This window comes from Photobacterium sp. GB-50, assembly GCF_003026755.1.
Lineage (GTDB): Bacteria > Pseudomonadota > Gammaproteobacteria > Enterobacterales > Vibrionaceae > Photobacterium.
In genome coordinates, this window is record NZ_PYNX01000013.1 from 80,335 (window position 1) to 107,074 (window position 26,740).

Genomic DNA, 26,740 nt, shown 5'->3' on the forward strand with positions numbered 1-26,740 from the left:
TTTAAGCCCCATTATCATCAGTTAATGCTGGCTTGGTGGCTGTTTTTTGTTTCGGTGTTACGCTTGGGGTTATGGTTACGATTTGGCCTGGTACTAAACGATGTAATCCTGTTGCGATAATCTGTTCGCCTTCATCAACGGCACCTTGGATATAGGCTTTATCATTTGCAGCATAGAGGAGTTGTACTGAGCGTCGTTCAACTTCCGGCCCCGCACCATTTTCAACAACCGCAAAAATATTCCATGTACCGCGAATACCATCAGTTAACGCTGATAAGGGAACCCAAAATCCTGCTTGCTGTTGTGTATCGTTGTAATTGAGATAGGCTAATTGACCGTTAATAACATTGGCATTCGTTGGCAATGAAAAACGGAAATTAATTGCACGACTATTAAGGTTCACGGTAGCGCCCGGATTGAGCAAGGTGACAGGGTAAGTATCTTTACCTACTCGTACTGTCCATGATTTTTGTTGGGTCACGCCTTGTACCTTGTCGATAGGAATACCGATATGTACTTCTTTGTTTTTATTCGCCAGCAGAGTAACAGTAGGGGAGCCCGCGTTTACAACATCGCCATGGGAAACATGACGGGCGCTGATGACCCCACTGTAGGGAGCAATAATGGTGGATTTCACTAACCGTAGTTGGTTTGCTGCAAGGGTCGCTGAGAGTTGACGATAGTTCGCTTGCAGCTCTTTACGTTGGCTTGTCAGGCTATCTATATCCGATGCCGCGCTAAAGCCTTTGGATTTTAGTGATTTTTGGCGTTTTAAATTAGCATTAACTAACTCAAGTTGCGCTGATATTTGAGCTTGTTGGGCTTTTAATTGGTCGGCTTCAGTTGCAAGTAATAAAGTATCGAGTGCTAAAAGAGGATCACCTTGCTGAACTGTGTCACCCACATTGACATAAATACTGTCAATTTTACCGCCGAGTTCAAAGCCAAGGTTTGCCTGTTGACCTGCTTGAACAAATCCAACGTATTCACGCTCAATCGCAAACTCTTGTTGTTGCTTGAGTTGATGAGTGTCTACACTAAGCAGTTGTAATGATGCTTTATTTTCTTCTTTTGCTGGTGCATCACATCCAGTTAGCGTAGCTGTACTTATTATTACATATAACGCTAAAGAAGATTTGGTTATCCGTTGCATTACTGGCTATCCTAATATTAAACTAGACTGACAAGTCCATATGATTAAAAAGTATACCATTCAAACTGGACTGTCTAGTTTGATTGTGTGTATTTATGTAAATAATTAGCATTTATGTGCTCGTAGGTGGAAAATTGCTAACAGCAAGAAGTCAATTAAAGAAACAACAAATATTAGATGCTGCTACTGAGCTCTTTACTCAACATGGTTATGCGATTTCTATGGATAGCATTGCATTAGCTGCGAATGTTTCTAAACAAACGGTTTATGCGCATTTCAAAACTAAAGATGATCTGTTTGAAACTTGTATTCGTGCTAAATGTATGGAAAGCCAGATGGATAAATTACCATTGGATGATGGAAGAAGGCCGCGAGATGTATTGTGTGATTTTGCTAAACGTTTTCAATCGATTTTACGAACAGAAGAAGCTATTTTGACCTATAGAACAGCGATTCGTCAGTTAGAATCGCATCCTGATCTGGCTAAAGTGTTTGTTTCTGCCGGACCTGAAACGACTATTGAAATGTTGGCTCAATACTTATCTGTTCAACAGCAACAAGGTGTGTTGAATTTTTCAATTTCAGCCTCTGATGCAGCGATGCAGTTATTATTAATGTTGCATGGTCGAATGGTATTTTTAGCGCAACTAGGTCAACCTTGTGATATGACAGAGCAAGAAAATGATGCTTATATTGAAAGCTGTGTTGATTTATTTATGACAGGTTACGCCGCAAAAAAGTAACGATAAACGATTGAGAAGGGATTTAATCAATGGATATTAGTAAATACAAAGCAGTCATTTTTGATATGGATGGAACCTTAGTGGACTCTATGCCAGCTCATATTTATGCTTGGCAACTCACGTGTGAAGCGCACAATATTCCTTTTGATCACGATTGGTTTTATACCATGGGTGGTTCACCAACCTTAAATACGGCAAAAGCTCTCATTGAAAAATATCAGTTAGATGTAGATCCTGTTTATCTTGCTGAATCAAAACTCCATCACTTTGATGATATTACACATAAAGGTGAGGTGATAACGGGGACTTTCGAGGTATTGAAACAAGCAAAATCGAAAGGTATTCCAACTGCAATAGGGACGGGATGTCAGCGTCGCCACACTGAAGAAATTTTAACCAGTGCAGGCTTAATGCCGTATCTTGATGCTATTGTCACTGCCAATGATGTTACACAGCATAAACCGCTTCCTGAAACGTTCTTATTAGCGGCACAAAAATTAGGTATTGCAGTACAAGATTGTGTGGTGTTTGAAGATACCGAATTAGGTTGCCAAGCAGCTCAATCGGCAGGCATGGACTGTTATTTAGTCGCTGGTGGAGAAATGAAAGAATTCCGCCCTGCAAATATGTAGTGTTAACTGAAGATCAGTTATGCTTGCGCGCCTACTAGCTTAATACCGACGATTATGACCGATAAAAAATCAACGCATCAACGTGGAACACATAAACCACACCCGAATAAAGGCCAGCCTTACACTATTTCTGAAACGCGATTTTGGTGCCAGCGTTTAGCAAAAACAACCATCAGAGCACTACATATTTTAGGGGTTGCAGTATCTAGTGCTGGCTTTATGTTTGATGTTGATAAATCGCTTTGGCTCAATTGGTGGCTATTAGCAATAATGAGCGGTGTTACTATGATGTCGCTAGAAATTTATCGTTCAAAACTATGGCTCATTCAGCTTAAGGGTATTTTAACATTTGTTAAATTATTCATGCTGTTATCTATTATTTGGCTTCCTGCACATCAAGCACATATTTATATTACAGTGATTTTACTTTCAGTCTTTATTGCCCATGGCCCAGCAGGATTACGTCATTATTCTATCTGGCACCGTAAACGTATTGATGAGAAAAAACAGTTGAATGGATAGATTATTGCAACTGTGCATATAGTAATAAAAGCAAGGATGCTGAATTAGACTTACACTAATAGGAGCGAGTGTGTTGTTATCAATAGGAAGGCATTATGGGACACCGCCACATTGTATTTTATTCTATTGTCATCACTGTAATTGCTCTTGTTGTGTTTGCGTTAAGGGAACAAGAAGTACATCAACAAAGTATGGAAGAAAAGTTAGCCTCCGCGATAGAAAAACAGATCTTACCCCCAGATAAAACCTTACCTAATACTGACCAGAAATTACCTTATTACCTCTATGGGCGAGCGGATTTAAATAATAACGGTAAAGAAGAAACCTTTGTGCTTATGCAGAGCGAACGTTATTGTGAGAAAGATGAGTGTAAGGCCTATTTATTTGATGACCAATATAAAATAATGGCAAAGTGGGAAAAAATTCAACAACCTGTGTTGGTAGGTGATGATACGAATAACGGTTGGAAAGATATTTTATTAACATCTAATAATCAAACGTATCTCATTCAATATTCAGATAAAACCTATAATGAAAAGATAACGACAGCAGCTAAATATACGGATAAAGCACAAGCATTAGAAGCCGTAGGATTAGCAATAGATAGTGAATATTATCAAGCAAACGGGACGAATTTAGAGCTTGATTACAACCAGCCGATTTTTGATTGTCAAACCTGCTATTTATTTAGTTATGAAGAACTTGATAATGCTAACAGTCAGCAACATTACTTAGCAGTGAATGTTGCGACTGGCAGTGTTAGAAGGGTGAATGACTCTCAAAATAAACAGTGAAAGTAGATTTTTCTGAACTGTAAACCTAGCTTATTTTAATGGAAATGCTTGTTGATAACATAGCCACAATTCTAATTGATTAATATCTTCTTCAATTAATGAACATAGCATATCAGCCGAATGTTCATAATTATCCGTATCAATATCAATAGGTTGATCTATCTCATATCGTTGTGGGAATCGTTTTTCAATGTCAGAAAGCTGTTTAATCCACTTCTGGGTATAGTTATTATCATCAGGAGTATTCAGTCCAAGCTTGGTTGCTAATAAAAGTGAATCACTTAAACGGCGTAAGATAACCAACAAACTCTTCCAATCTTGAGAGGTACGAGGGCTAAGATTTGGTTCTTTTAGTAAATTAAATATCTCAGCTTTAAGGGCATAATAATTATCCTGTGCTTTGTACAGGTTTAGTTTCTGCTCAAACAGTGGCTTATTGAGTACTGTTACATACAAAATCTGTGAGCGTATCATGCGTGCAATATAGAGATCTAACCAACGCATTGTCCAACTCGGCGCGACAAAATAATTAATAGAAAAGGCAATGGTTACACCAAATAAGGTATCAATGATACGATAAAACGTCACATAGGTATTATCCGGTGAGAGTAAGCTGATAGAGAATACAATCATCGATGTTAACCAGAATACGTGAATGTCATAGCGCTCTTTATGGTATGTCGTAAAAGCAAAAAAGACAGAGATGCTAGTTAGTATAATCAAGTGTTGATTTGGAAAAAAATATAAGCATACAAAGCTATATAAACCGCCTAATGCAGTACCATAAAAACGATGCCAAATGCGGTGGTTAGTTACACCTATTGACGAGGTGAGTAATACAATAAAGGCTGTTAATGAAATCCAATAACCTTGAGGGATTTGATAGAAAATCGTTAAAAATTGCGTAATCGCTAATGTAATGGCTATTTTACCACCGTGTCGCCATTCTTTAGATTTAAGATGTAAAGCATGCTTAAAATTACGTAAAAAGGACACCGTATCTGAGGTGAAAAGATAAATATTTTTACTGTAATCGAGTGTAGAAAAGGTTGAGAAATTATAACAGCGCTTAAGTTGTTCTAATAAATCGACAATGTATTGGTTGTTTTTATGCTCGTTGACATCAAAGATCGCTGTAATTTGCTGGTGGTGCTTGATTTCTCTTGCGGCTTGTTCAATCCAATTAGATAAACGGCTGCGTGTATTTTCTTGTAAATTGAAACTTAAAATACGTTCAAGACTAATTACATATTCAGCGACTTCAAGTGAACGTTGTAGATCCATACGCACTTGTTCAGTTCGTTTAACTGAAGTAATTGAATTGCTGTAGTAAGCGACTTTGTGCGCGCATAAATAAAATTGCTGTCGTTTCTCTTCTAGAACAGATTCATCATCGGTTAAACGGACTGTATTTAGCCAGTCAGCAAGAGTAAACGTCACTGAGTGTATATGGTTTTGTAAAATACGTCCTTTGAAAAAAGGCCATAAGATCAGTGACGTTAGTATTACACTGCCTGCGGCAAACAGGTTCGCGAACAGAATGATGAAAAAGGAATTTTCGGTGCTCGCAAAATGAATGGACATAATGTAAGTGAAACCAAAATTATAACCAAACGAACGAATATGCGGACGTTGGTTAGACATCAAGCCATATACAATTGCAATGCTACATAATGTAATGGCGCTAAGCCATAAGTTATCAAAGACACTAAAAGCGAGGTAGGTTGATAAAGCGGTTAAAAGCACTGAGATCAATAAGATTTGTAAGCGCTTTAAATAGGGGAGATCGCGCGCTTGAGTGCCGAGTAGCCAGGCGGTGATGAGTCCTGATATTCCAGCAGCGGTAAAACCAAAAAAATAGAATAAGCCGAGTGACATCACCATAGGAATGGTAATGCGAATAGAGTCAGGTATATCTGCCGCATTAGAAAACCAACGAGACCATAGAGAGCGAAGAGAGTGCTTTTTCATTAGTTACAGTACAAACGCAAGAAATATAGAGATGAGTTAGTATAAAACTAACGGAATTCGTAAGAGGTATATTATAGCGTAATGTATGCCCATGAAAGAGGCTTTACAAGAGGATTCTCAGTATAAGGCTTATTTAGTGCTTATTAGTTAAATATTGCTGAATATAGCAGCAAATAAATGCAACAAAGCCCTTGTGTCAAGGGCTCTAGAAAGTGGCGACATTAAGCTGATTTTAAGAGTAGTTGGCCAAGGTAGTTCATCGAAAATGCAGCATCTTGCGCTGCGGTATTAACTTTAGCGATGTATTTCTCAGCTCGTTCTGGATCATCTTTTAGGCTAGCTTTGATCTTGCTGATCATTTGCTCTGCCATTTCAGTCTTTTGCTTACAATCATTAAATAGCGCAGAAATAAAAGAAATTTCAATTTCTCCGCCTTTTGCGAACAACTCAGCGGCAATGTTATAAACTGTATGGAATTTGTTCGCAGCATCTTTTTTATCTGCTTCCACTTCCGATTCCCATTCAGATGACCAAGTCTTAAAAATAACGGCAATCTGCGAATTAGCGGCGATTTTAATTTGTTGCATATTGAGTTCCTAGCGTTGTTCGATAAAGCATAATAATTCAGCTTAATTACGGATAAAAGCCTTTCTTACCGAAAAGCAAAATCGATGGTAGATCTCTTTATGCTTTGTTTGATTGTTAGCCATATTTACTATTAACAACCAATTATCTGCGGATTTACATCACATTATTTATCTAAATTTGCACTTTCTTGTCATTTCTATTGCGAAAAAGCTTGCTTGCGACACTGTAACGTTTTAGCTTGAAGTTAGCCGATAATTTATATTAATGGCTGAAAGCTAAGGAGGAACTTATGATTCAAGTGAACTTCGATTTAGCAAAAACGGCGTACAATAAAGTGCTTAAATACCCATTTGGAGGTGAGTTAGAGCAGCATGAATATTTAGCACTCCGAGTATTTCGTTGGGATCTCGCTCGTGCTGGAATGCAAATCGATCGTGCGTTTGATTTGCGCTTAAAACGGTGCGGTTATCGAAATATTGCTACGCAGCCAGCTAAAGCACATCGACCATTGCCTGCTTGTGTTATTGATAAGATGAGCGAGGCGTGGAAATTTCAAAACGGTTATATCTAATGTTTTATTCTCTTCAATAGTGGCTAAAGAAATAAACTTTCTTTAGCCCTTTTTCGTATTGTTGACTAATTAGCTAAATAATTAATTGATAAATAGAAGGGAAACAGCATGCAAGTGGTTAGTAATAATCGTTTTACTTTACGACTTATTTTATTAATAAGTTCGATCCTTTTTACTTCTCTTGTTACAACATCAGCGAATGCTTCAAGTTGCCCAACGCTCTATCAACATCCTTTAAAGAAACTCAATAGCGATGAGTATTATGATTTTTGCCAGCAATTGACTGGCAAAGTGGTATTAGTGGTGAATACGGCTAGCCAATGTGGTTTTACACCTCAATTTAAACAGCTGGAAGAATTATATAAAAGGTATAAAGACAGGGGATTGGTGGTTATTGGTTTTCCATCTAATGACTTTAAGCAAGATAGAGGCAGCGATCAGCAAACGGCTAATATCTGCTATAGCAATTATGGCGTAACGTTTCCTATGATGACAAAAACAAGTGTTAAGGGAAGTAAGGCCAATCCATTCTATAAACATTTAATCGCACAGTCTGGTAAGTCGGTTGGGTGGAATTTCCAAAAGTATTTATTAAATAAACAAGGGCAAGTAGTCGGCGTATTTCCATCAAGTCTATCACCAACAAGTGATGAAATGGTTGCTGCAATTACGCAACAATTGAAGATGTAATATCGGAGATTAGAAAAGAAAAAAGCCAGTATTGAATATCAATACTGGCTTTTAAAAACGCTTATAGATTATTTAGTGAAATGGTTGCCGTGTTTACGGCGCGCTTTCGCAATGGTATCTGGGTGCCATGCACCGTCAAGATCTTCAAGCTCTGGGAATTTAGAACGGTCAAACTCAGGCGTTTTTCCTTGTTTTATCTGATGCTCGTAATCTTTAATAACGCGGATAGCTAATTTTGATAAGAAAATTAGCGCTACGATATTAACAAATGCCATTAAGCCCATGGATGCATCAGCTAAGTTCCATACCACAGGTAGAGAAGCGACTGAGCCAAACATCACCATGCCTAGTACACACAAGCGGAAAAGCATCAGACCTTTTTTGGTATTACCATTTAGGAACATGATATTTGTTTCAGCGTATGAGTAGTTTGCAATAATTGATGAAAAACAAAATAACAAGATTGCTGCGGCAATAAAGTATGTTGTCCAGTTACCTAATTCGTTAGACAGTGCGGTTTGTAATAAGCTAATACCTTGACCCGCATTTGGCATATCCATCACACCAGAAAGCATGATCATCGCAGCAGATGCAGTACAGATAACAATAGTATCAACAAATACACCTAGCATTTGTACAAAGCCTTGTGAGGCAGGGTGGTTAGGGTTTGGTGTTGCACTTGCTGCGATATTAGCAGCCGAGCCCATACCCGCTTCATTTGAGAACAAACCACGTGCAATACCGGTTTGCATTGCTTGTGAAATTGTAAATGCGACACCGCCTGCAGCCGCTTCTTGCCAGCCAAATGCACTCTTCACAATAAGAGAAAGAACAGCAGGGATTTCTGTGATATTCATTATTACGACGATAACAGCAATAGCGAGGTAACCAATTGCCATCACAGGAACAATTTTAGCTGATGCTGAAGCAACACGGCGAAGACCGCCCATAATAAAGAAAGCAGAAAAGATGACGAGTACGATGCCTTGAGTTGTTTCATTAAAACCAAAAGAGTGGTGAAGCGCATCTGTAATCGTATTTGCTTGAACTGCGTTAAATACAAAGCCAAACGCGATAATTAAGCAGATAGAAAATAGCGTTCCCATCCAACGCTTGCCTAAGCCCTTTTCCATATAATAAGCAGGGCCGCCACGATATTGACCATCAACGTCTTTTACTTTGTATACTTGCGCAAGAGTGGATTCAATAAACGCGGTTGCCATACCAAATAAAGCTATAACCCACATCCAGAAAATAGCACCAGGTCCACCAATGCTTAAGGCTACTGCAATACCTGCCATATTACCGGTACCAACACGCGCCGCCATTGATGTACAAAATACTTGGTATGAACTGATTCCATTTTCAAGTTCACGGCCACTTCTAAGCACCTTAATCGCATGTCCGAATTGACGGATTTGTATAAAACCTAAACGTAGAGAGAAATAAATACCCACGCCTACGAGTAAATACACTAATACCTGTCCCCACAGTACACCATTGATTGAACCAATGATTGCTAACAGACTATCGTTAATAGTTGTAAGCAAATTTTCATTCGTAGAATTCATAATTTTTCCTGTAAATAAAACTTAATCATCAAGATAATTAAGTGAATAGGAACATTCATATTTAGTGAGTGTTCTTAATTTATCGGCTTGTATGATGGTATTTTTTATAATTAATATGAATGAATATTCTATAGTGAACATATCACAACCATCTCACCGACTTAGCTGCTCTAAAGGCGATGAAAGGTAGCACGAATCACTAAAAATCCAAGTGGGTTTATATCACAAAAAAAGAATCAATTCTATGTAACGCGTTACATTTCGCTGTGTGTTACAGTGTTTTATTTATTTTAATCAATTAGTTATATTTTTGTATGCGGTGATAGTGAACTTACTCAAATAAACACTGTGCATTATCACAGGTTAAGAATATTCGAGCGATTTAAACTTTTTAAGTGGCATTTTATTTTTTTATAACGCGCGAGATAAGAGAATTAACAGTAGATTGAGAGGAGTGTAAATGGAGATAAATAGTCATATATATGATTATATTGAATGACATTTACACTGTATAAGAATATACATGTGAAGAGTAAGGGATAAACAATGTTTATCCCTTTTATATTATTTACCAGAATCTTCGATATAAATTATTTTACGGCAGTTTCCGTAAAACGCTCTGCCTTTTGGACCAGCATTAAGTAAATCAACAATAGGTTTACTCAAATCGATATCTTTTCCTAAATTAAGGCGTACTTCATTGAGGTATTTACCCTGAGTACAAGATAGACTGATACGATCAACGGCATTGTTACCAAAGCTGGCAACGAGTTTCTTCTTGAAACTAGATACAGAAACGTTACGACCTATATTGTCTTTAATAAATAAGCCAATAGGAGAGGCGTCTACTTTTTCAACCAGCTTTGTTGCTGTTAAGAAGTAGTCGTTAGCATCACGCGTTTGACAAGTACCATGTTTCTTCCACTCATATTCACCAAACTTTGTTTGGTAATAGAAGTTAGGCATCCACGGTGCAATTTGGTTTATGGTATTACGAGAAAGGTCTAATCGAGCGTAACGATCACAGTAACCATAGGTGGTTCCGCAACTGGCTTTATTCGGCCACAAGCCATGCAATGTTAGGTTGGTGATTTTTAACTTACCATCGTTAATTGCATTACATTCAGGCTTTGTACCTTTATAGCGAAAGTGTTCACAAAAACCTGGCTGCCAAGTAAGTGCTAAGACATAAGAATCAAAATCTCCCACAGTGCTGCAACTTTTACGAGAGTTCGAATATTTGTTGTCATGATTTTTGACGGGGGCGCTGATGCTTTGGCTTAAATCCACAGTACCGCAATCTTTACTTACCCAGCGAACAGCAGGTTTAGCATCTGGCACAAGTATATGAACCCAGCGATAATCGCGTTCATTGAGTGCCTTTATTTGATATTGTTTACCGACGACAAGTTTAGTGTCGTCAGGGTTCGTTTGCTTACGAAAGGATTGGAAGGCTTCGCAATTTTGTGTTGCTGTAAAACCACCAGATGTGGCAATAGAGGCATAAGAGCCAAAACTAGAGAAAGAGAAAAGTGTACCTAAGCAAAGCGCTGTTAGTGTTTGTTGATGTTTACGCACAGTAAAACCTATAACAAAGATGATATGGCGCTAACTATAGTCTATTATTTTATAAACCTTAATAGTTGTGACTTTTTGTCATTGTAAAAGTTAGATTTTAGCTATCGACCAGTCTATCTAGACAAATCTCAATTGAAACATCATGATAGTGACAATAATCAATATGTGATTCTGGTTATAAATATGAATGACGAGTCATTATTGTGCCCTTTTTTTTTGTACAATTCTATTAGTGGCCAGTGTGTTCTAAGTTATGAATTAAATTTTTACTTAATTATGTATTCACAATCATCAAAACAGAGAGTAATATCTGTCTAAGTAACACTCCCTGTTATACGAAATTGTAAATTTCAATTATAATTAAAGCATAAGACCTACTTGGTGAACAACTCATTAGTGTTTACAGTTATCATCCCACGATCCTTTGTTGGGAGGTTAATATCATTAAGACTAAATATGTAGAAACTAATGCAAAATCAAGCTTGGTATTAGTAATTTTACGAATAAATGATACGGTACTTTTACCGTAGCGAATTTGTGTCCTCGAGGTAATTAATGGATAGTTTCGCAGCTGCAGAAAAAGCGCTGAGTGCAATGTTAAAGAGTGTAGAAGAGACGGGCGTTGTTAAAGAAACACGTGTCGACTACCGCCAAATTTTGATTGATTTTGCCGATGAAGTCCCAGGTCGTCAAAAAGCAGTGATTAAAAGAATACCACTCCAAAAAATAAACAACCTTATTGCTGTTCTGCATGAATTTAAACAAGAATCACGCCAAACGCGTATGATTGAAATATTAGCCATGATGGAAAAAGATGATGTTTCTCCTTATGAGCTGTTAGATGATGAATATGAAGATTAAACAGTAACAAGCAGTTTATTGATTTATAAAAAGAATGATAATTATATATAGAATATACAACAAGGTTTGTATCGTCTTTTATATGTAAATTATATATCGCATTCATAATAGATTGCTTTATTACTCCGAATTGCTGTCGTATGCAGAGCGTATGCATTATTCAATGCTCTGCGTACGCTTGTTCATGCCTTCTATTAGCCTATCTATATTACTTGATAGTCCAATTTTCCACGATGTTTCTTTTAATGAAATGATAATTCGACATTAGCTAAATAATCGTGAGAAGAATAAATTTATAATGCTATTTACCTTCATAAAGGCGTTTCTTATTTATCCGTTTGCATAAATGAGATCTTTTATTGCTAGGCTGAGTACGATTAACTTTTATCTTCATATATTTCATCTAAATACAAAGACTTTCAAATTTTGTCGATTTTCATTATAAAAATCAAACGATGCAAAGCCATTCTTTTATTAACAGTTGATTCATTGCCGAACTTCTCGTTACTCTTACTATAAGCAAGCCAATAAATAACCGTTATTAGGTATTTCCAAAGGAAGCGGACGTGAATAAAAGTTTTGTAGATCTAACATTTATCTCAGCCCAACACATCAGTAAAGCGTACCAAAATAATGAAGTATTAAGTGATGTTAATTTTGAGTTAAAATCGGGACAAGTCTTAGGCTTACTTGGGCATAATGGCGCAGGAAAGTCGACATTAATTAAAGCAATGCTGGGGATGCATAACCATAGTGGTGAATTAACTATTTTTGGTCTAGAGCCACAAAAACAACGGGAAAAAATTGTAGAGCGTCTTGGCTATATATCGGATGTTGCAGTATTACCTGAATGGATGACTGTTAAGCAAGTGATGAAATATGTACAAGGTGTACATCCTCGCTATGATCAACAGAAGATGACAGCATACTTAGCTCAAACCAATATTTCATTAAAAAGTAAAATTGCTGCGCTATCTAAAGGGATGAAAGTACAGTTGCATCTTGCACTTGTGATGGCGACAGATGTGAATGTTTTAATTCTTGATGAGCCTACGCTAGGCCTTGATTTAATGTACCGTGAAACCTTCTATCGTTATTTAATGGAATGGTTTCATGAGGGCGAAAGAGCGTTGATTATTGCAAGTCATGAAGTTGATGAAATAGCTCATATGCTGACAAATGTGTTGGTGTTGAAAAAAGGGCGAACTGTTTTACAAGGACAACTTAGCGATTTATCTGAGCGTTTTAATATCCTTTCGGTTGATGATCAACATATTGATCAAGCGAAAAAGTTAAAACCGATTAGTTGTAAAGTAGGTTTAGGCCAACACCGTTTATTGTTTGAAAATATTTCACCAACTGAATTAGCAATGTTAGGTACAGTTACTAAGCCAAGTCTTGCTGATATATTTATTGCCAAGCAACAGGAGGCTTTATGAACCCAATAAAAGCATTGTTAACTAAAGAATTGCTTGAGCATAAGCTTGTCACTCGCTTACCACTGTTTCTTGCTGCTTTTTCGATTATTTGCATCATATTAATTATGAGTAATAGCCAGAACTTCTCATTTAATGTGCAATCATCAGGGTTAGAAAATTGGTCGCCAAATTTTACTCATAGCGATTCTTTTGCGGGTATTGCCGGGCTAATTAATTTCATGCTGGCAGGGTTGGTGACATTAGTGAGCTTTTTCACCTATACAGCAAGAACACTGTCGAAAGAGAGAAAAGAGGGCAGTTTAGCGTTTTGGCATTCAATGCCAGTATCGGATGCTAAAGCGATAGCTGTAAAACTTATTTTTGCCTTAGTGATTATACCGATTATTACTTCTTTCCTATTGTTGTTTGCTGATCTTACTGTTTGGTGTGTCGGACAATGGTTTCTTCCACAAAGTTTATTAACGGACTATTCAGTTAATCTTGTGGCATTGGGGCAGCATTATGGCGAATTTATATCGACAATGGCAGCCATGAGTTTAGCGTTATTGCCTGTCGCTTGTATTATATTCTTTATTTCTCAATTTAATGAGCATCCCTTAATTACAATATTTGTGATTATCTTACTTATTAAAATAATGGGATCTATTGTTTTTAATTCAAGTGCCATTGGCGATTTGATAAGTCAAGTCAACAATCTGTCAATTAATATATTAATGAGTGATCACCCATGGGGGACATTAATGGCAATAGGTAGCCCAACATTGATGGGATTATTCATTATTGCGGTTATTTTCTTTATTCTCACTGTCAGATTTAGATCGGGAAAATAAACAGTAGACAATAAAAAAGGAGAGTATCAACTCTCCTTTTTTTATACGCACCGGTATTAAGCTTTCGTTTGTTTTTTTATCTATACAGTTATATGCATGGGAAAGCTTATTATTTTATAATTTAGATTAAGCTGCTGTTACAGATTCAATGTACTTTACTTCATTTTTATATTTGCGCACGTTACGTGATAATGTGCCTTTAGGAAGTTCGTAACGTTTTTCAGCCTCATAGCTTGATAGGCCATCAAAAACAACAGCTGCTACTGCAACACGTTGATTTTCTGACTTAAAAATACGTTGTGCGATGATGTGGAATTGAGAATTATTCATAGCGACTTCTACTCTTCTATATATTTAAATGTCTTTATTGAGGGGCTAAAGGGAGTCCCCCAATAGCTTTACTTGTTAATAAAACAAGCAAACAAATGCTGTTAATAAGACAATAACAAGATGAACCTTAACAGAAGATTAATAGATTAGGCTTTCGTTATTAAAAGTAGATATTGATTCATAATTTTAATAGATTCTCTTTGTTTATTTATATTTATCAACGGATAAGTAATAAAATACAGATGTTATATTTCATAAATGATGAAAGGATGAGTAAAAACTCATCCTTTTAATTAAAAGTAAGGTTAACTTTTATAAATTAGCAGATTAGCCAATTAATCTTAAACCATTAGGTAAAGCATCACCAAAGACGCGCTTGGTTTCATCTTCAGTTAATATTTTAATTTCTGATACCATTTCAATCCAGCTTTCAGGTGCACGACTTGCTTTAAGTTTATCAATAACTTGCTGTCGTAAAGCATCATTGATATCTAAGTTACGATCACCCGTTTTACGCGTCATCATAACAGCCGCAAAGCCAATATAGGGTTCTTTACGCCAATCAAGCTCCATCAGCTCTGGTAAACAGAAAGAGACATGTTCTGCCGAGAGAAGATTATGAGTTGAACCATAGAAAGGCGTACGTGTAGCAATACGTCCAATCGCCCACCAATGCGCTTGTGCGTATTGGGTTTTCTGTAAGCGTCCAAATAACCACTCAATAAGTTGAAGCTTTTTGTCAAAAGGCAAATGTTCAAGTGAGGCGGCTAAACGTACCATGTCTTCATAACTACGTTCTTGAAGCTCTTTATTCAGTTTGGCATTACGACTAGCACCAGGAGTGATGTATTTAGCAATGTCTTTATAGATCACTAATTGTTGCTCTTGGGTTAAACCACCGGCAACACGACGCCAGAAGGTCCACCAGTCACACCAAGTTTGGGTATTGGATTCAAATTGAATACCTTGTTGGTACAATGCCCAAATTTCATTCATACGGAAATCATCAGCAGGGTAGCCAAAACCCGGACGCATGGTAAAGCCTATAAGTTTTAACCAGTTACGCTCATGAAGATCTGAACGACGTCGACGCTTTTTACTTTCTAACAGAGCGTTAGCTAATTCACGTAAACAGGGGGTTTCCCAGTTATCACGTTTTCCCAGCATCTTATCCAGATCGTTACGCAACGTTTTCGCCGCTTTACTGTTATCGCTATTCTTACTGCCACCATAGACTTTTTTGATAGCATCAATGGCGTCATTCATTCGTGGAGGAAGCTCACTTTCAGCAAGGGTGCTGTCGACATCACCACGATGTAATTTTGCGAGATCTTTTCGGATCGCAAATTCAACTTTCCAGCGTTTTTTGGGATCTGCTATGCTAACCGCTTCGATCTGAAGGGTGCCGACTTCAGTTAGCTGACATGCTAAGGTTACCTCTTCACGATCTTTCTGGTTTGCCGCTAATTCGCTACGATCTCGTTCACTATCAAGAGTCGCAATAAATGGCGGTAGAGTAACAAAACCATCACCAATAATTTCAACCAGTTCACCGGCTTCTGAGTATTTTTCATCGGTAGTAGACACAAGGTTAAAACGCACGGGCTCACCCAAGGTTAAAGCAAATTTACGATGAGTTAAGTTAACTTCAGTACTTTCTTCAATACCTTTTGGTAATAAACAGATACCTTGTTTTACGTCTTTATTTTGACCAATAACAAGGAAGAAAGAACGGGCAGAGCCACCGCCAATTTTGAGTTGTGCGCCATGACGGGCTTTGGCATAAGCAACCGCACCAAAGGCAACCGCAAGATCGGGATGTAGGTTTTTAAGCTCTGTAATACAGCTATCGTCGCGCCATGATGAAATGACGTTAAGTGTGCGCTCAGTCAGTAATGGGCTGTTAAAGACACCACCATTTAGCAGTACGGCAACAGGAATCGCTGGCTGATCGTCATCGATTTCAATACCATTTTCTTTGAACGCATCACGGCACACATGATCATGAAGATCGATAAATTGTGCAATATGTTTACTAATAGCAGGATCTGCCGCATAGGGTAGGCCAAATTCGACCATAGCCGCTTGACGTTGGCTTGGTTGTTCGCTGTATGCTGTCATAGGGAAGAAACCGTCAAGCGCAATGCGATGCACTTCGTCACGATTTAACTCAATACTTTTGGCACCACCAATCAATCGTGAGCCGCTACCTAACATGGTTACTTTTGCTGTATCTGGAGCATTACCTGATAATAAGCTTTCTTTCACTTTACGTGTTTGCTGTATAAGCTTTGACAGCGCAGATTGACTGAGTTTGTTTGATTCACCGTTCAGACGTTGCTCGGCAACATGCGCAAGGGATAAATCAAGGTTATCCCCACCAAGCATTAAGTGATCGCCAACCCCTATACGATCAAGGGTGAGCTTATTATCTTTGCTACCGACTTTTATTAAGCTTAAATCGGTTGTACCACCACCTACGTCACATACCATTAATAGTGGTATGTCTTTGAGTAATTCATCTGCGTTATCTTTATTTTGCGCGTACCAGTCGTAACATACTGCTTGCGGCTCTTCTAGCAATAAGACTTTTTTTAATCCTGCTAACTCTGCTGCTTGCAGTGTTAACGCACGTGCAGCTTCATCAAATGATGCAGGCACAGTTATCACTACTTCTTGATCGGCAAGCTTGGCATTCTTATGGTGATAATCCCATGATTGACGAACATGGTTTAAGTAACTGGCACTCGCAATGACAGGAGAAACTTTCTTAACATCTGATTTAGATGCCGTTGATGACCAAGGTAAAATAGCTTTGTTACGATCAACGTTGGGATGAGATAGCCAACTTTTCGCACTCACCACTTGGCGACCTTCAACTTTTGCGCCCAGTTCTCGGGCTAACTCACCAATGATCACGGTATCAATTTCGCCGTTAACCGGTTCAGGGTTCCATGGTAAGACAAGTTGAGTTGCATCCATTTCACCTTGAGCGGGGTGATAACGGAAAGAGGGCAGTAGAGGTTTACGAGCGACTTCGCCCGGTGCAATAAGTTGATCGATATTGAAAATATGCATTGGGCTATTTTCAAGATCATCTGTAATTTCAGCGTAAGCTACAACGGTGTGCGTTGTCCCTAGATCGATACCGACTAAATAGCGAGGGGAAGATGAAGGCATGACGACTCCACAAAGTAAAATAGGAAAATTGACAAGTGGGAATAAATGAAAGCCCTACAGAAGGTAGATGATTGTGTATTGTTATAACTATAAACCCACGAGTATGTATATAGATAAACGGCGCATCAAAAGATGCGCCGTTAGTTCGATATTAGCTTTCGCGAACGTCGAATTCTACCTGCCATTTCTGACCGTTATCAGTCGAAATCGCTTCAAGACAAAGTGTCCCTAATTCTGTTACGCGTGATGCTAACTTAACAGGAACCACTTCACCTACGGTACGGCCATCAGATACTGGCAGTGTCATTTGAATCGATGGTAATTCTTCCATCTCTTCCGGTTGCCACCAATCAAGATGAGTACCAGCAACATCATCACGGCGTACTGTAGAACCGAAGAACTTGAACTGTACGGGTTGGCCAATGATTAAGCCAAACTCTTGGCTTGGTACGTTAGCTTGAGAGCCTTCTTCCATACCAAATGGTGCAACACATAGTGCTTCAAGTGGTGGTTCCATACCTGGGATTGCAGGCATAGCACTTTCGATGCCGACATAGTAGCTACTTGCGATACCGCCACGGATACGAACGCCTTTACCTTGACGAACAGAGCCGTAGTAGGATGCGCCGCTTGCAACCGCTAAATCAAGATCTAAACCTTGAAGTAATTTTGCTGGCTCTGAACCACCTGTAGTTAACCAACTATTAATGATACCCAGTAGGCGATCAGATAATAGATTTGATTTTAAAACACCACCGTTGAACAAAATTGCAGTTGGGCGGATGAAGCCGTCGTGCATTTGTTCAAATTGTTCAAAAAGCTCATCAACTGCTTGGCTTTGACGGCTAAGGAAACTTGCCACATGGCGAGAAACCGCCGCATCTTGTGCGTAAGGTAAGCCCATTTGGGTTAATGCGCCACGTGGAGCTTGAACTGGGTGCTCTTCAACAGATGTTTGTGGGAAGAAACCTTCAACAAGTGTCTGTTGCACTTCTTCTTGAGTCAGTTCAGTTTGAAGTGTGCCGCCAAGTAATTTAGAACCTCGACTAGGAACAACAATTGGCATTGCTTGTAATTCAGCATCATTAAGTAATGCTTCTTTAGCATCACGACATGCATGCGTAATCGCTAATACTTGCCAAGGTTGTAGCTGTTTGCCTTCTTGCGCTAGCTTCATTTTTAAACGATAAGCCAGAGCTAAGTCCATATTGTCGCCACCCAGTAGGATGTGATCGCCAACAGCTACACGATTCAGAGTAAGGTTGCCGTCTTCTTCAGTGACAGCGACTAACGATAAATCTGTTGTACCACCACCGATATCAACCACAAGGATAATATCGCCAACAGACACTTGATCACGCCAGCTTTCATCGTTGTTTTTAATCCAGCTATATACTGCCGCTTGCGGCTCTTCAAGCAACGTAAGGTGCTTAAAGCCAACATTACGTGCTGCTTCTGCGGTTAAATCACGTGCTGCGGGATCAAACGACGCTGGGACAGTAATCGTTACGTCTTGATCAAAAATAAGCGTTTCAGGATGCTGGAAGTTCCATGCATCAGCCATGTGCTCAAGATATTGTTGTGTGGCTTCAAGAGGTGATACTTTGACCACTTCTTCTGGGCTATTTAATGGTAAGAATGCATCACGACGGTTTACGCCACCGTGACATAGCCAGCTTTTCGCACTAGAGATAAGACGGATAGGAGTCTTACTGCCTAATGAACGTGCCATTGCACCCACAATCGCATTCGGTTTTGCATTCCAAGGAAGTGCAGTATCACCTTCAGCCAGTTCAGATTCATGTGCTTGATACATGAACGATGGGAGCTGGTTCTTTTCTTCCACATTACCCGGATTGGTTAATTGTGGGATAGGCATAACCGTTACATCAGCATTCTCATCTTGAAGATCAACATAAGAAAGTACGCAGTGTGTTGTACCTAAATCGATACCAACGCTGTAACGGTGTTGTTGTGTGTCTTGCATTATAATTCTACCTCAGCGGCTGCGATGATATGTGCATCGTGGCCTTCTGCCAATTTAGGCAATTTAACTTCTGTTACTTTCCAGCCACGGTGGATCAAAGTTCCGTTAAATGGTGCTTCACCAACCACATTACCTGTTAGGCGAACTTCAGATGCGCTGAAGCCTTGTGGTAGGGTAATACGTGTCTCTTCTTCTTCAGTGCGAACTGGCGCAAAACTGAAGTATTCATTTAATACTTTATGACCGCCTTCATGAATAACACGTGCTGCGGCACCGATATCTGCGTCAGCATAGCCTTTAAGATCTTCTTGCATGAAGTCGATAAAGCGCGCTTCTTGTTGAAGCAGAGAAAGAAGTTGCAATGCAGCATCAGGCGTCGATGTTTTTAGCTTAGGTTCAACTTCAACCTCAACGATTTTTTCAACAACTTTTTCAACTTCGACAATTTTTTCGACGGGTTTTTCGATAATCTTCTCAACGATTTTCTCAACCGGTTTTTCAACTTCGACGATTTTCTCTACTTCGATTTCTTTTTCGATAATCTTTTCAACTTCGACTGGCTTACCTTTTTTCGTTAGGTACATAACCAATAGAATTAGAACTAGAGCGCCTAACCATGCGTGACCCATGTCGATAGTAGTTGGCACAGCCGACAAATCAACGTGCATCTTAGAAAAATCAAAAGCCATATTTGTTTACTCTTAGCGGTTAAAGGGCGATTCGGTTAAATATTAAGTGTGAATCAGCTTCAAATAATTAGTCGAATATTAACATAGACGTATGCAAAAGATGCCTATAAGAGCGTGTTTTTTTGCTTAAAAGCCTGAACAAACGGTCTCTTAGCCTAATTTGCAATCAATATATTACGTTAAATACTAGTGTATTTAGCGTATTTGACACATCGATGATCTGACATGTAGCTAAAATGGGGATGGAGGGTGACGTTTTCAAGCTAACTGATTGTATTAAAAAGATATGGCTTAAAATTCGATAACAAGGTCATTAATCTTAAAAGAATTGCTTGATATAACCACTTTGGTGGTGGTTCAATACAGCAAAATTAGTACTAAAGCATAATAGTTCTTAAGTGTATGGGCTGTTGTGTTAGAAGATAGGTCAAGATATGTCATCTGATTTCTACGGCACCAGTGCCGCTTATGCACGTAAAGAAGCGGGTTACCGTGAAAAAGCATTAAAAATTTACCCGTGGGTATGTGGTCGTTGTTCTCGTGAATTTGTATATTCAAATCTCCGTGAATTAACCGTTCACCACGTAGATCATGATCATACTAATAATCCAGAAGATGGCAGTAACTGGGAACTACTTTGTTTATTCTGTCACGACCATGAGCATGAGAAATACACTGATGCGGATAACGGTCAAAGTAGTGTTATCCGTGCTGGTGAAAATGAGCATGAAGCTGCTACGTTCAACCCATTTGCAGATTTAAAAGCAATGATGGAAAAAGGCAAAAAGTAATAACGTGCTTATGCCAGCTAGAAAGATAAAAGGGACGATAATTCGTCCCTTTTTTGTTTCTGTCGTTTTGAAATATCTATTAGGTGCCTAGAATCTGTAATGGCAGGCTCAGTAAGGTATCGCCCATACTTGCAAAGTACCAAATAATTGCCATTAGCGACGAAACAAGGCCGACATACCAAACGAAAGAGAAAATCTGTCCATAGCGATCAAGTGGAAGCAAATGACTATGATGGCGCTGTTTCCATTCAAAAACGATTTCAATACAGCCCATGATAAGTAAAAAACCAAAGAGGGTTAATCCTAGTTTATAGCTGAGAATGACACCACCAATAGCCGCGCCGGCACATAGAATAATGCCAAGCTTACTGTTCATAGAAAAGCTGATACTTTTCAGTACATGTCCACCATCTAACGGTAAAATAGGCAGTAGATTGAATAAATTCAGTAAAGCATTAAATACCGCGAGACCTGCAAAGAACATCTCGCCTGTGATCCAATAGGCAACCATACAGATCAAAGACATGATCAAACCAAAGAGCGGTCCCATAATAGAGATAACCACATCTTGCCAGCGAGTATTTATTTTCTCATCACTTAGCGCAAGCCCACCAAGAAAAGGCACAAGATAAATACCTTTGGTTTTCATACCAAAATATTTCATGGCACGGACGTGACCGTATTCATGAAAAACTAAACAAGCGATAAGTGCTAAAGCAAACTGAAATGAGAAAAGCCAAGAATAGGCAGCAAGGCTGGCTGACGCTAATACCACTTTGATCAGCTTGGCACTTTTTAATGCCTTCATACCGAGCGAGACTAGACCAATTATGCTGAATCTTCTTTCAGCAACAATTGGTGTATGAGGCGTTTGGCGCTCTATGTCTTTTTCGTTACGCTCACCCTGCGCGATAACTTGGTTATTCACTTGCGCTTGGTAACTGATCAAAAAAGGTTGCCATGAAAGATTACCTGATAGCTGGCATTCAATGGTTTCATCGCCATTTTGAAGCGCAAATTGGTGATGAAAATTGTTATTATCTGATGCTGAAGCATCTTTTTGTGAAACTAGCGTGTTGTCCCAGAACAACTGTTGCCAGCCTGCAAGTGAACCTTCTAAACGAAGCGGTTTACCTAAAAAGTCATCTAGTTGAAGCAGTTCCAATGCGTTACCTGTCTATCTAAGGTGAGTGAGAAAATTATACGGAAAAAAGCACAATGTTATAGCGTAAATGTGTAACGAGTTATGGATAATCTAGTGCGACTTTTATCTGTTCAATATTCTGGTTAAGCCAGTCTTTATTAATCGCTCCCCATTGTTCAATGCTGTAATGGCCTGTTTGATGTCGCTCACCCTTGGTTTGGGTAAATTGACAAATAATATCAAGTTCAATCAAGCTCTTGATAGTATCTTGTGCAGTACGGCGAGGCATACCTGAAAAGGCAATAATTTTAGGGACATTATTAATGCCATTTTCGATTAAATAAGCGATATAAAGACGACGATAAAAACTCGATTTTGTTTTGCTTAATTCCATATACAGATTCCGTTGAGTTGAAGAATTATCCTGGGGGATAAGTCAATAAACTTATGTTCTATTTTTGTAAAAATTTAAACTTATTACAAAATGAACTAATACCTTTAATTATGAGCTAATTTTAAATAATAAACATTTATTTTTTAATTGGTTAACGAATTTTTAAATAAAACCAACTTACAATAATGATTCTTTTAGTACGATGTTATGAGTAAATATTGAGATGTATATCAAATGAATTAGGGGAAATAATTTATTTACAATATTTTACTACCTCATTAGTTGTTAACCGCTTATTATGTCCGTCTACATGATTATGCGTTCTATTGTCTTTTTGCACGATAGGAGGCAGAAGGCTATAAATATGACAAAAAATAACACTCCAAAATTTACCCTATCTCTTCTTCATCCCCGTTATTGGGGGACGCTTATTCTCGTTGGCGTAATGTATCTGCTGAGTTGTCTTCCGTACTCATGGCAATTAACGATGGGTAAAAACATCGGTCGCCTAGCGATTAAATTGATGAAAAAACGTCGCCGTACAATTGAGCGTAATTTAGAGCTATGTTTTCCTACGATGCTGGAAGAAGACAAACAACGTTTAATTGCCGAAAATATCGATAATACAGGTATGGGCCTGTTTGAAACTGGCATGGCATGGTTTTGGTCTGATGAACGCGTGAATCGCCATGTGACAATTGTGGGTCTTGAACAAATGGAACAACTTGCCAAAGAAGGCAAAGGCGCATTAATGGTTGCTGTGCATTCAATGAATCTTGAATTAGGTGCGCGTGCGTTTGGCATTAAAATGTCAGGTATGGGGGTTTATCGTCCTAATAGTAACCCTTGTTTTGATTACTTTCAGTATTTAGGTCGTTCACGCTCAAACCGTACTTTGATTGATCGTAAAGACGTAAAATCAATGTTGCAGGCATTAAAAACGGGTGAGCGAGTATGGTATGCACCCGATCATGATTATGGGCGTCGTCGTTCAACATTTGCGCCATTATTTGCAGTAGAGCAAGCGTGTACAACAACAGGTACAAGTTTGTTAGTTGATAATACTGATTGCGTTATCGTACCTTTTACAATGGTACGAGATGATAAAGGCCATTACACACTAACCTTACGTAAAGCGGTTGAAGGGTTTCCGAAAAAAGATCCTGATGCAGCTGCAGCCTTCATCAATAAAATTGTTGAAGAATCAATTATGGCTGCGCCTAGCCAATATATGTGGCTACATCGTCGCTTTAAAACTCGCCCAGAAGGGCAAGAATGCTTGTATAAATAACCTAAGCTATCTGATTAATACTTTGAAGCCTGCAAATATTGCAGGCTTTTTATTTTTCAAAATCTTAACGCAAGCTGTCTATTTGCGATGATGATCACACTTGAGCTTGCAACTATTCCATAACTCAACATAAAATACTGTTACTAACTGCTTAGAAATACTATCAATATAATTAGAGATTTATACTTCACTAAGCAGACATACATTGTAACGGGATTATCGTCGCTATGAGAAAGTTCACAGCTCCAACGTTTACTTCATCTTTTTTACATCCTAGATATTGGCCTGTTCTGATATCTATGGCAGTGATGTATTTAATTAGTTGGTTGCCTTATTTTATACAATTTCGCTTAGGTCAAAATGTTGGACGTTTAGTAATGCATTTTATGCGTGACCGACGTAAAACGATTGAGCGTAATTTAGAGTTGTGCTTTCCAGATATGGATATTAATGAGCGTAATAAGCTTATTAAACAAAATATCGATAATACTGGCCTAGCGTTATTTGAAACCAGTATGGCATGGTTTTGGCCTGACTTACGGGTTGAGCGCCACGTTAAGGTTGAAGGTTTAGAGCATGTTTATAAGCTGCAAGAACAAGGAAAAGGGATCTTGTTAATTGCTGTTCATTCACTGAACCTTGAATTAGGTGCGCGTGCTTTTGGTTTACATACGCCAGGTGTCGGCGTATATCGTCCTAATAACAATCCATGTTTTGATTTCTTTCAATTTAAAGGGCGTGTCCGTTCAAATAAACATATGCGTGATCGTAAAGATTTAAAAGGCATGTTTCAGGATTTAAGACAGGGTGAAATGCTGTGGTATGCACCGGATCATGATTATGGTCGTGGTCGAAATTCCACATTCGCACCTTTATTTGCGGTAGAGCAAGCGTGTACAACGACAGGTACCAGTTTATTGATTGATAATACTGATGCGGTGCCATTACCTTTTGCGATGATCCGTGATACTGATAGCGGTCAATATACGTTGAAAATATTTCCACCTTTGGAAGCGTTTCCACACAACGACCCAGATGCCGCTGCGGCTTATATTAATAAAGCGGTAGAGAACTCTATTTTGGCGGCACCTTCGCAATATATGTGGTTACATCACCGCTTTAAAACCCGCCCAGAGGGTGAACCATGTTTATATAAGTAGTTAGACAAAGATAGCGAATATATAAAGAGAGAATAGAAATGCCGAAGGTTATTATCTTCGGCTTTTTTATATCTAACCTAATATTTTCTATCAGGGAAAATATTAAAAGTCGTAAGTAATACTGACCGTACTGTATATCTCATCGTTACTTTTATCACTTGCTACTTCTGTATTGTAGATATATTGGGTATCTAACATGAGTGCAATATGATCAATTAATCGGTTCTTTACAAAGGCTTTTACATCATAGGTTGTATTTGAACGACCATAGTCAATATTACTTTCAAGCCCAGCAGAAAAAGTCGGAGTGAACTGTTTTTTTGCACGCAAGAATACATTGGCAATCATGTTTTTTTCAGTTTGATTTGGATAATCGGGATCATTTTTTTGGCGACGACTATGACGATAACCCGGACCACCACCAACCGTTAGTTTTGTTGTTTTGGTGTTATAAAATTTGTAGCCTAAACCGGTCGAGACAATATATTCACTGTGGTATGTGCCAAATTGATCGTGGTTATAGGTATTACTTAAATAAGTAAAAGAATGAGGCCCGATAGCATATTCATTTTTTAGTGCTATTTGGTATTTATTAACACCATCTTCTTCTTTAGTGCTATCGGTATAAAAAGAGCTTAATGATAATTTATTCGACCAATTATTTTTATCGTAATTAAAATCAGTACCGGAATTTAACGACATAGAAGTGTTGGTCGTTTTTGAATAGATAAAGCCCAGCTTTGCTGAACCATCAAAGGCTGGGGTACTTTGTGCTGTATTGGATGACGTTGTTGCGAAAGCCATCTGACACAAAAGGGGGGAAAGTAGCAATATAGAGTATCGTTTCATTGTCTCGCAGCCAAAAATAAATGTCGCGGACAATGTAGGTGATGAAGGTTAATGTGCTGTCAGAACTGTGTGATAGCTATGTGTGAAATATCAGTCGTATGATTATCAGTGTCGCTATCTATTCTTTAAGTAATTAACTAATCGTTGGTTAGCGTTATAAAGTAGTTTGAATTTCTCACTATCACCATTTTCACGATCAGGGTGCCATTGTAATGCTAAACGACGCCACTGTTTTCTGACTTCCGCTAGTGATGCTGTATTGGATAAAGAAAATAAATCAAAATCATCATCAATGGATGTCGTGGTAATATTAATTGGCTGGTTATTAATATGTTGCTGGTATCGTCGCCAAAAAGAGCTCAGTAGTTGCTCTATCGCATCGCCATTAGCATGATAGTTCTTCCAGTCTAAATAATACTCCCGTAGCGGATCTTCTTGTTCTATATGATGGGTCTGATAAACAATATTAAGCAGTTGAATATCCATTGCTTGAACTTGTAGCCACTGTTTTGGAAACAATAAAATCTGCAGTTGGTAGAGTGCATTCATTAATAAGAAATTACGTTTGAAGAGATCCTTATTGCTGTCACTATCAAGCGTATCTAACATTTCTTTTTCACGTAATGCTTGGCTAAGGGTGTGGATCATCCAGTTTTTTGGTTGGTGTTGCAGTAAGGACAGGATCGGCCAAATAAGCGGGTTCTCGTGTTCGAGTTGAAAATCAATTGGCTGATTAGTCATTGGCTTCCCAATATTTAAGTCATAAAAAATGGCATACGTTATGATTAATGTAGCAAATTTTTAACAATATTGAGAGTGGTAAGAGTTAAAAATAAAAAAGGCTAGCACTAAGCTTAATGCCGATCGTTTAAGGTACTTGAACGATCCTAAGATTGCGTAATAATCCCTACCAACGTTTGTTGGTAGGGATTTTTATATGTTAGTTGATGAGTTAAACCAAGCGCATGAAACGATGGAAAAT

Annotated in this window: 25 protein-coding genes; 12 read left to right on the forward strand and 13 right to left on the reverse strand. The window is 38.4% G+C overall.

The window, feature by feature from the left end:
• Nucleotide 1: 1 nt before the first annotated feature.
• Nucleotides 2–1,153, reverse strand: coding sequence for an efflux RND transporter periplasmic adaptor subunit (locus C9J41_RS15490; RefSeq protein WP_107294758.1), 1,152 nt, complete (start codon nucleotides 1,151–1,153; stop codon nucleotides 2–4).
• Between the two features lie 134 nt (nucleotides 1,154–1,287).
• On the opposite strand from C9J41_RS15490, the gene C9J41_RS15495 reads away from it, so the two are divergent.
• From C9J41_RS15495 to C9J41_RS15510, 4 genes are all read left to right on the forward strand, one after another.
• On the forward strand, nucleotides 1,288–1,896 hold the full coding sequence (locus C9J41_RS15495) for a TetR/AcrR family transcriptional regulator (protein WP_107290352.1): 609 nt from the start codon (nucleotides 1,288–1,290) through the stop codon (nucleotides 1,894–1,896).
• Nucleotides 1,897–1,925: 29 nt separating this feature from the next.
• The gene (locus C9J41_RS15500) at nucleotides 1,926–2,528 is read left to right on the forward strand and encodes an HAD family phosphatase (RefSeq protein WP_107294759.1); all 603 of its coding nucleotides are present in this window, start codon (nucleotides 1,926–1,928) and stop codon (nucleotides 2,526–2,528) included.
• Between the two features lie 54 nt (nucleotides 2,529–2,582).
• Nucleotides 2,583–3,050, forward strand: coding sequence for a hypothetical protein (locus tag C9J41_RS15505; RefSeq protein WP_107294760.1), 468 nt, complete (start codon nucleotides 2,583–2,585; stop codon nucleotides 3,048–3,050).
• 95 nt (nucleotides 3,051–3,145) lie between these two features.
• Nucleotides 3,146–3,844 carry a hypothetical protein gene (locus tag C9J41_RS15510; protein ID WP_107290350.1) on the forward strand — a complete coding sequence of 233 codons (699 nt, stop codon included), beginning with the start codon at nucleotides 3,146–3,148 and terminating at the stop codon, nucleotides 3,842–3,844.
• 30 nt (nucleotides 3,845–3,874) lie between these two features.
• Here C9J41_RS15510 and C9J41_RS15515 read toward each other — a convergent pair whose 3' ends face one another.
• Entirely contained in the window at nucleotides 3,875–5,815 is a 1,941-nt protein-coding gene (locus C9J41_RS15515) for an FUSC family protein (RefSeq protein WP_107205876.1), read from the reverse strand.
• A 221-nt stretch (nucleotides 5,816–6,036) separates the two neighbouring features.
• Nucleotides 6,037–6,402, reverse strand: coding sequence for a hypothetical protein (locus tag C9J41_RS15520; RefSeq protein ID WP_107205877.1), 366 nt, complete (start codon nucleotides 6,400–6,402; stop codon nucleotides 6,037–6,039).
• Nucleotides 6,403–6,692: 290 nt separating this feature from the next.
• Here C9J41_RS15520 and C9J41_RS15525 point away from each other — a divergent pair, with 290 nt between their 5' ends.
• Both C9J41_RS15525 and C9J41_RS15530 read left to right on the forward strand, forming a co-directional pair.
• Nucleotides 6,693–6,974 carry a hypothetical protein gene (locus tag C9J41_RS15525; RefSeq protein ID WP_005367462.1) on the forward strand — a complete coding sequence of 94 codons (282 nt, stop codon included), beginning with the start codon at nucleotides 6,693–6,695 and terminating at the stop codon, nucleotides 6,972–6,974.
• Nucleotides 6,975–7,082: 108 nt separating this feature from the next.
• Entirely contained in the window at nucleotides 7,083–7,664 is a 582-nt protein-coding gene (locus tag C9J41_RS15530; protein ID WP_107294761.1) for a glutathione peroxidase, read from the forward strand.
• 68 nt (nucleotides 7,665–7,732) lie between these two features.
• Here C9J41_RS15530 and C9J41_RS15535 read toward each other — a convergent pair whose 3' ends face one another.
• Together C9J41_RS15535 and C9J41_RS15540 are read right to left on the reverse strand one after the other, a co-directional pair.
• The gene (locus tag C9J41_RS15535; RefSeq protein ID WP_107205879.1) at nucleotides 7,733–9,235 is read right to left on the reverse strand and encodes a sodium:alanine symporter family protein; all 1,503 of its coding nucleotides are present in this window, start codon (nucleotides 9,233–9,235) and stop codon (nucleotides 7,733–7,735) included.
• A 564-nt stretch (nucleotides 9,236–9,799) separates the two neighbouring features.
• Nucleotides 9,800–10,813 carry a ribonuclease T2 gene (locus C9J41_RS15540; RefSeq protein WP_107294762.1) on the reverse strand — a complete coding sequence of 338 codons (1,014 nt, stop codon included), beginning with the start codon at nucleotides 10,811–10,813 and terminating at the stop codon, nucleotides 9,800–9,802.
• A 555-nt stretch (nucleotides 10,814–11,368) separates the two neighbouring features.
• Between C9J41_RS15540 and C9J41_RS15545 the strand changes: the two genes are divergently transcribed.
• From C9J41_RS15545 to C9J41_RS15555, 3 genes are all read left to right on the forward strand, one after another.
• Nucleotides 11,369–11,674, forward strand: coding sequence for a hypothetical protein (locus C9J41_RS15545; RefSeq protein WP_107205881.1), 306 nt, complete (start codon nucleotides 11,369–11,371; stop codon nucleotides 11,672–11,674).
• Nucleotides 11,675–12,240: 566 nt separating this feature from the next.
• Nucleotides 12,241–13,113 carry an ABC transporter ATP-binding protein gene (locus tag C9J41_RS15550; protein WP_107205882.1) on the forward strand — a complete coding sequence of 291 codons (873 nt, stop codon included), beginning with the start codon at nucleotides 12,241–12,243 and terminating at the stop codon, nucleotides 13,111–13,113.
• On the forward strand, nucleotides 13,110–13,943 hold the full coding sequence (locus tag C9J41_RS15555; RefSeq protein ID WP_107294763.1) for an ABC transporter: 834 nt from the start codon (nucleotides 13,110–13,112) through the stop codon (nucleotides 13,941–13,943). The genes C9J41_RS15550 and C9J41_RS15555 overlap by 4 nt, the downstream gene beginning before the upstream one ends.
• A gap of 126 nt (nucleotides 13,944–14,069) precedes the next feature.
• Here the strand turns inward: C9J41_RS15555 and C9J41_RS15560 are convergent, their stop codons facing one another.
• From C9J41_RS15560 to C9J41_RS15575, 4 genes are all read right to left on the reverse strand, one after another.
• Nucleotides 14,070–14,273, reverse strand: a complete 204-nt coding sequence (locus C9J41_RS15560; RefSeq protein WP_005367479.1) for a hypothetical protein — start codon at nucleotides 14,271–14,273, stop codon at nucleotides 14,070–14,072.
• Nucleotides 14,274–14,600: 327 nt separating this feature from the next.
• Nucleotides 14,601–17,453, reverse strand: coding sequence for an Hsp70 family protein (locus C9J41_RS15565; RefSeq protein WP_107294764.1), 2,853 nt, complete (start codon nucleotides 17,451–17,453; stop codon nucleotides 14,601–14,603).
• A 151-nt stretch (nucleotides 17,454–17,604) separates the two neighbouring features.
• Nucleotides 17,605–19,440, reverse strand: a complete 1,836-nt coding sequence (locus C9J41_RS15570; protein ID WP_107294765.1) for an Hsp70 family protein — start codon at nucleotides 19,438–19,440, stop codon at nucleotides 17,605–17,607.
• Nucleotides 19,440–20,108, reverse strand: a complete 669-nt coding sequence (locus C9J41_RS15575; protein ID WP_199194443.1) for a DUF2760 domain-containing protein — start codon at nucleotides 20,106–20,108, stop codon at nucleotides 19,440–19,442. Before C9J41_RS15575 ends, C9J41_RS15570 begins: the two co-directional genes overlap by 1 nt.
• 455 nt (nucleotides 20,109–20,563) lie before the next feature.
• Here C9J41_RS15575 and C9J41_RS15580 point away from each other — a divergent pair, with 455 nt between their 5' ends.
• Nucleotides 20,564–20,920 (forward strand): YajD family HNH nuclease, encoded by a 357-nt coding sequence (locus C9J41_RS15580; RefSeq protein WP_005367488.1) that lies wholly within the window; start codon nucleotides 20,564–20,566, stop codon nucleotides 20,918–20,920.
• 79 nt (nucleotides 20,921–20,999) lie between these two features.
• Here the strand turns inward: C9J41_RS15580 and C9J41_RS15585 are convergent, their stop codons facing one another.
• Together C9J41_RS15585 and C9J41_RS15590 are read right to left on the reverse strand one after the other, a co-directional pair.
• A complete protein-coding gene (locus tag C9J41_RS15585; protein WP_107205887.1) occupies nucleotides 21,000–22,085 on the reverse strand; it encodes a site-2 protease family protein in 1,086 nt (361 codons plus the stop codon).
• A gap of 79 nt (nucleotides 22,086–22,164) precedes the next feature.
• Nucleotides 22,165–22,458: a helix-turn-helix domain-containing protein gene (locus C9J41_RS15590; protein WP_107205888.1), complete on the reverse strand. Its 294-nt coding sequence runs from the start codon at nucleotides 22,456–22,458 to the stop codon at nucleotides 22,165–22,167.
• Between the two features lie 364 nt (nucleotides 22,459–22,822).
• On the opposite strand from C9J41_RS15590, the gene C9J41_RS15595 reads away from it, so the two are divergent.
• Both C9J41_RS15595 and lpxL read left to right on the forward strand, forming a co-directional pair.
• Nucleotides 22,823–23,749: an LpxL/LpxP family Kdo(2)-lipid IV(A) lauroyl/palmitoleoyl acyltransferase gene (locus tag C9J41_RS15595; protein ID WP_107205889.1), complete on the forward strand. Its 927-nt coding sequence runs from the start codon at nucleotides 22,823–22,825 to the stop codon at nucleotides 23,747–23,749.
• 227 nt (nucleotides 23,750–23,976) lie between these two features.
• The gene (gene lpxL, locus C9J41_RS15600) at nucleotides 23,977–24,909 is read left to right on the forward strand and encodes an LpxL/LpxP family Kdo(2)-lipid IV(A) lauroyl/palmitoleoyl acyltransferase (protein WP_107294767.1); all 933 of its coding nucleotides are present in this window, start codon (nucleotides 23,977–23,979) and stop codon (nucleotides 24,907–24,909) included.
• 102 nt (nucleotides 24,910–25,011) lie between these two features.
• Here the strand turns inward: lpxL and C9J41_RS15605 are convergent, their stop codons facing one another.
• Nucleotides 25,012–25,758: a YdiY family protein gene (locus C9J41_RS15605; protein WP_107245305.1), complete on the reverse strand. Its 747-nt coding sequence runs from the start codon at nucleotides 25,756–25,758 to the stop codon at nucleotides 25,012–25,014.
• Between the two features lie 114 nt (nucleotides 25,759–25,872).
• The gene (locus C9J41_RS15610; RefSeq protein ID WP_107290341.1) at nucleotides 25,873–26,499 is read right to left on the reverse strand and encodes a DNA-J related domain-containing protein; all 627 of its coding nucleotides are present in this window, start codon (nucleotides 26,497–26,499) and stop codon (nucleotides 25,873–25,875) included.
• Nucleotides 26,500–26,740: the final 241 nt, after the last annotated feature.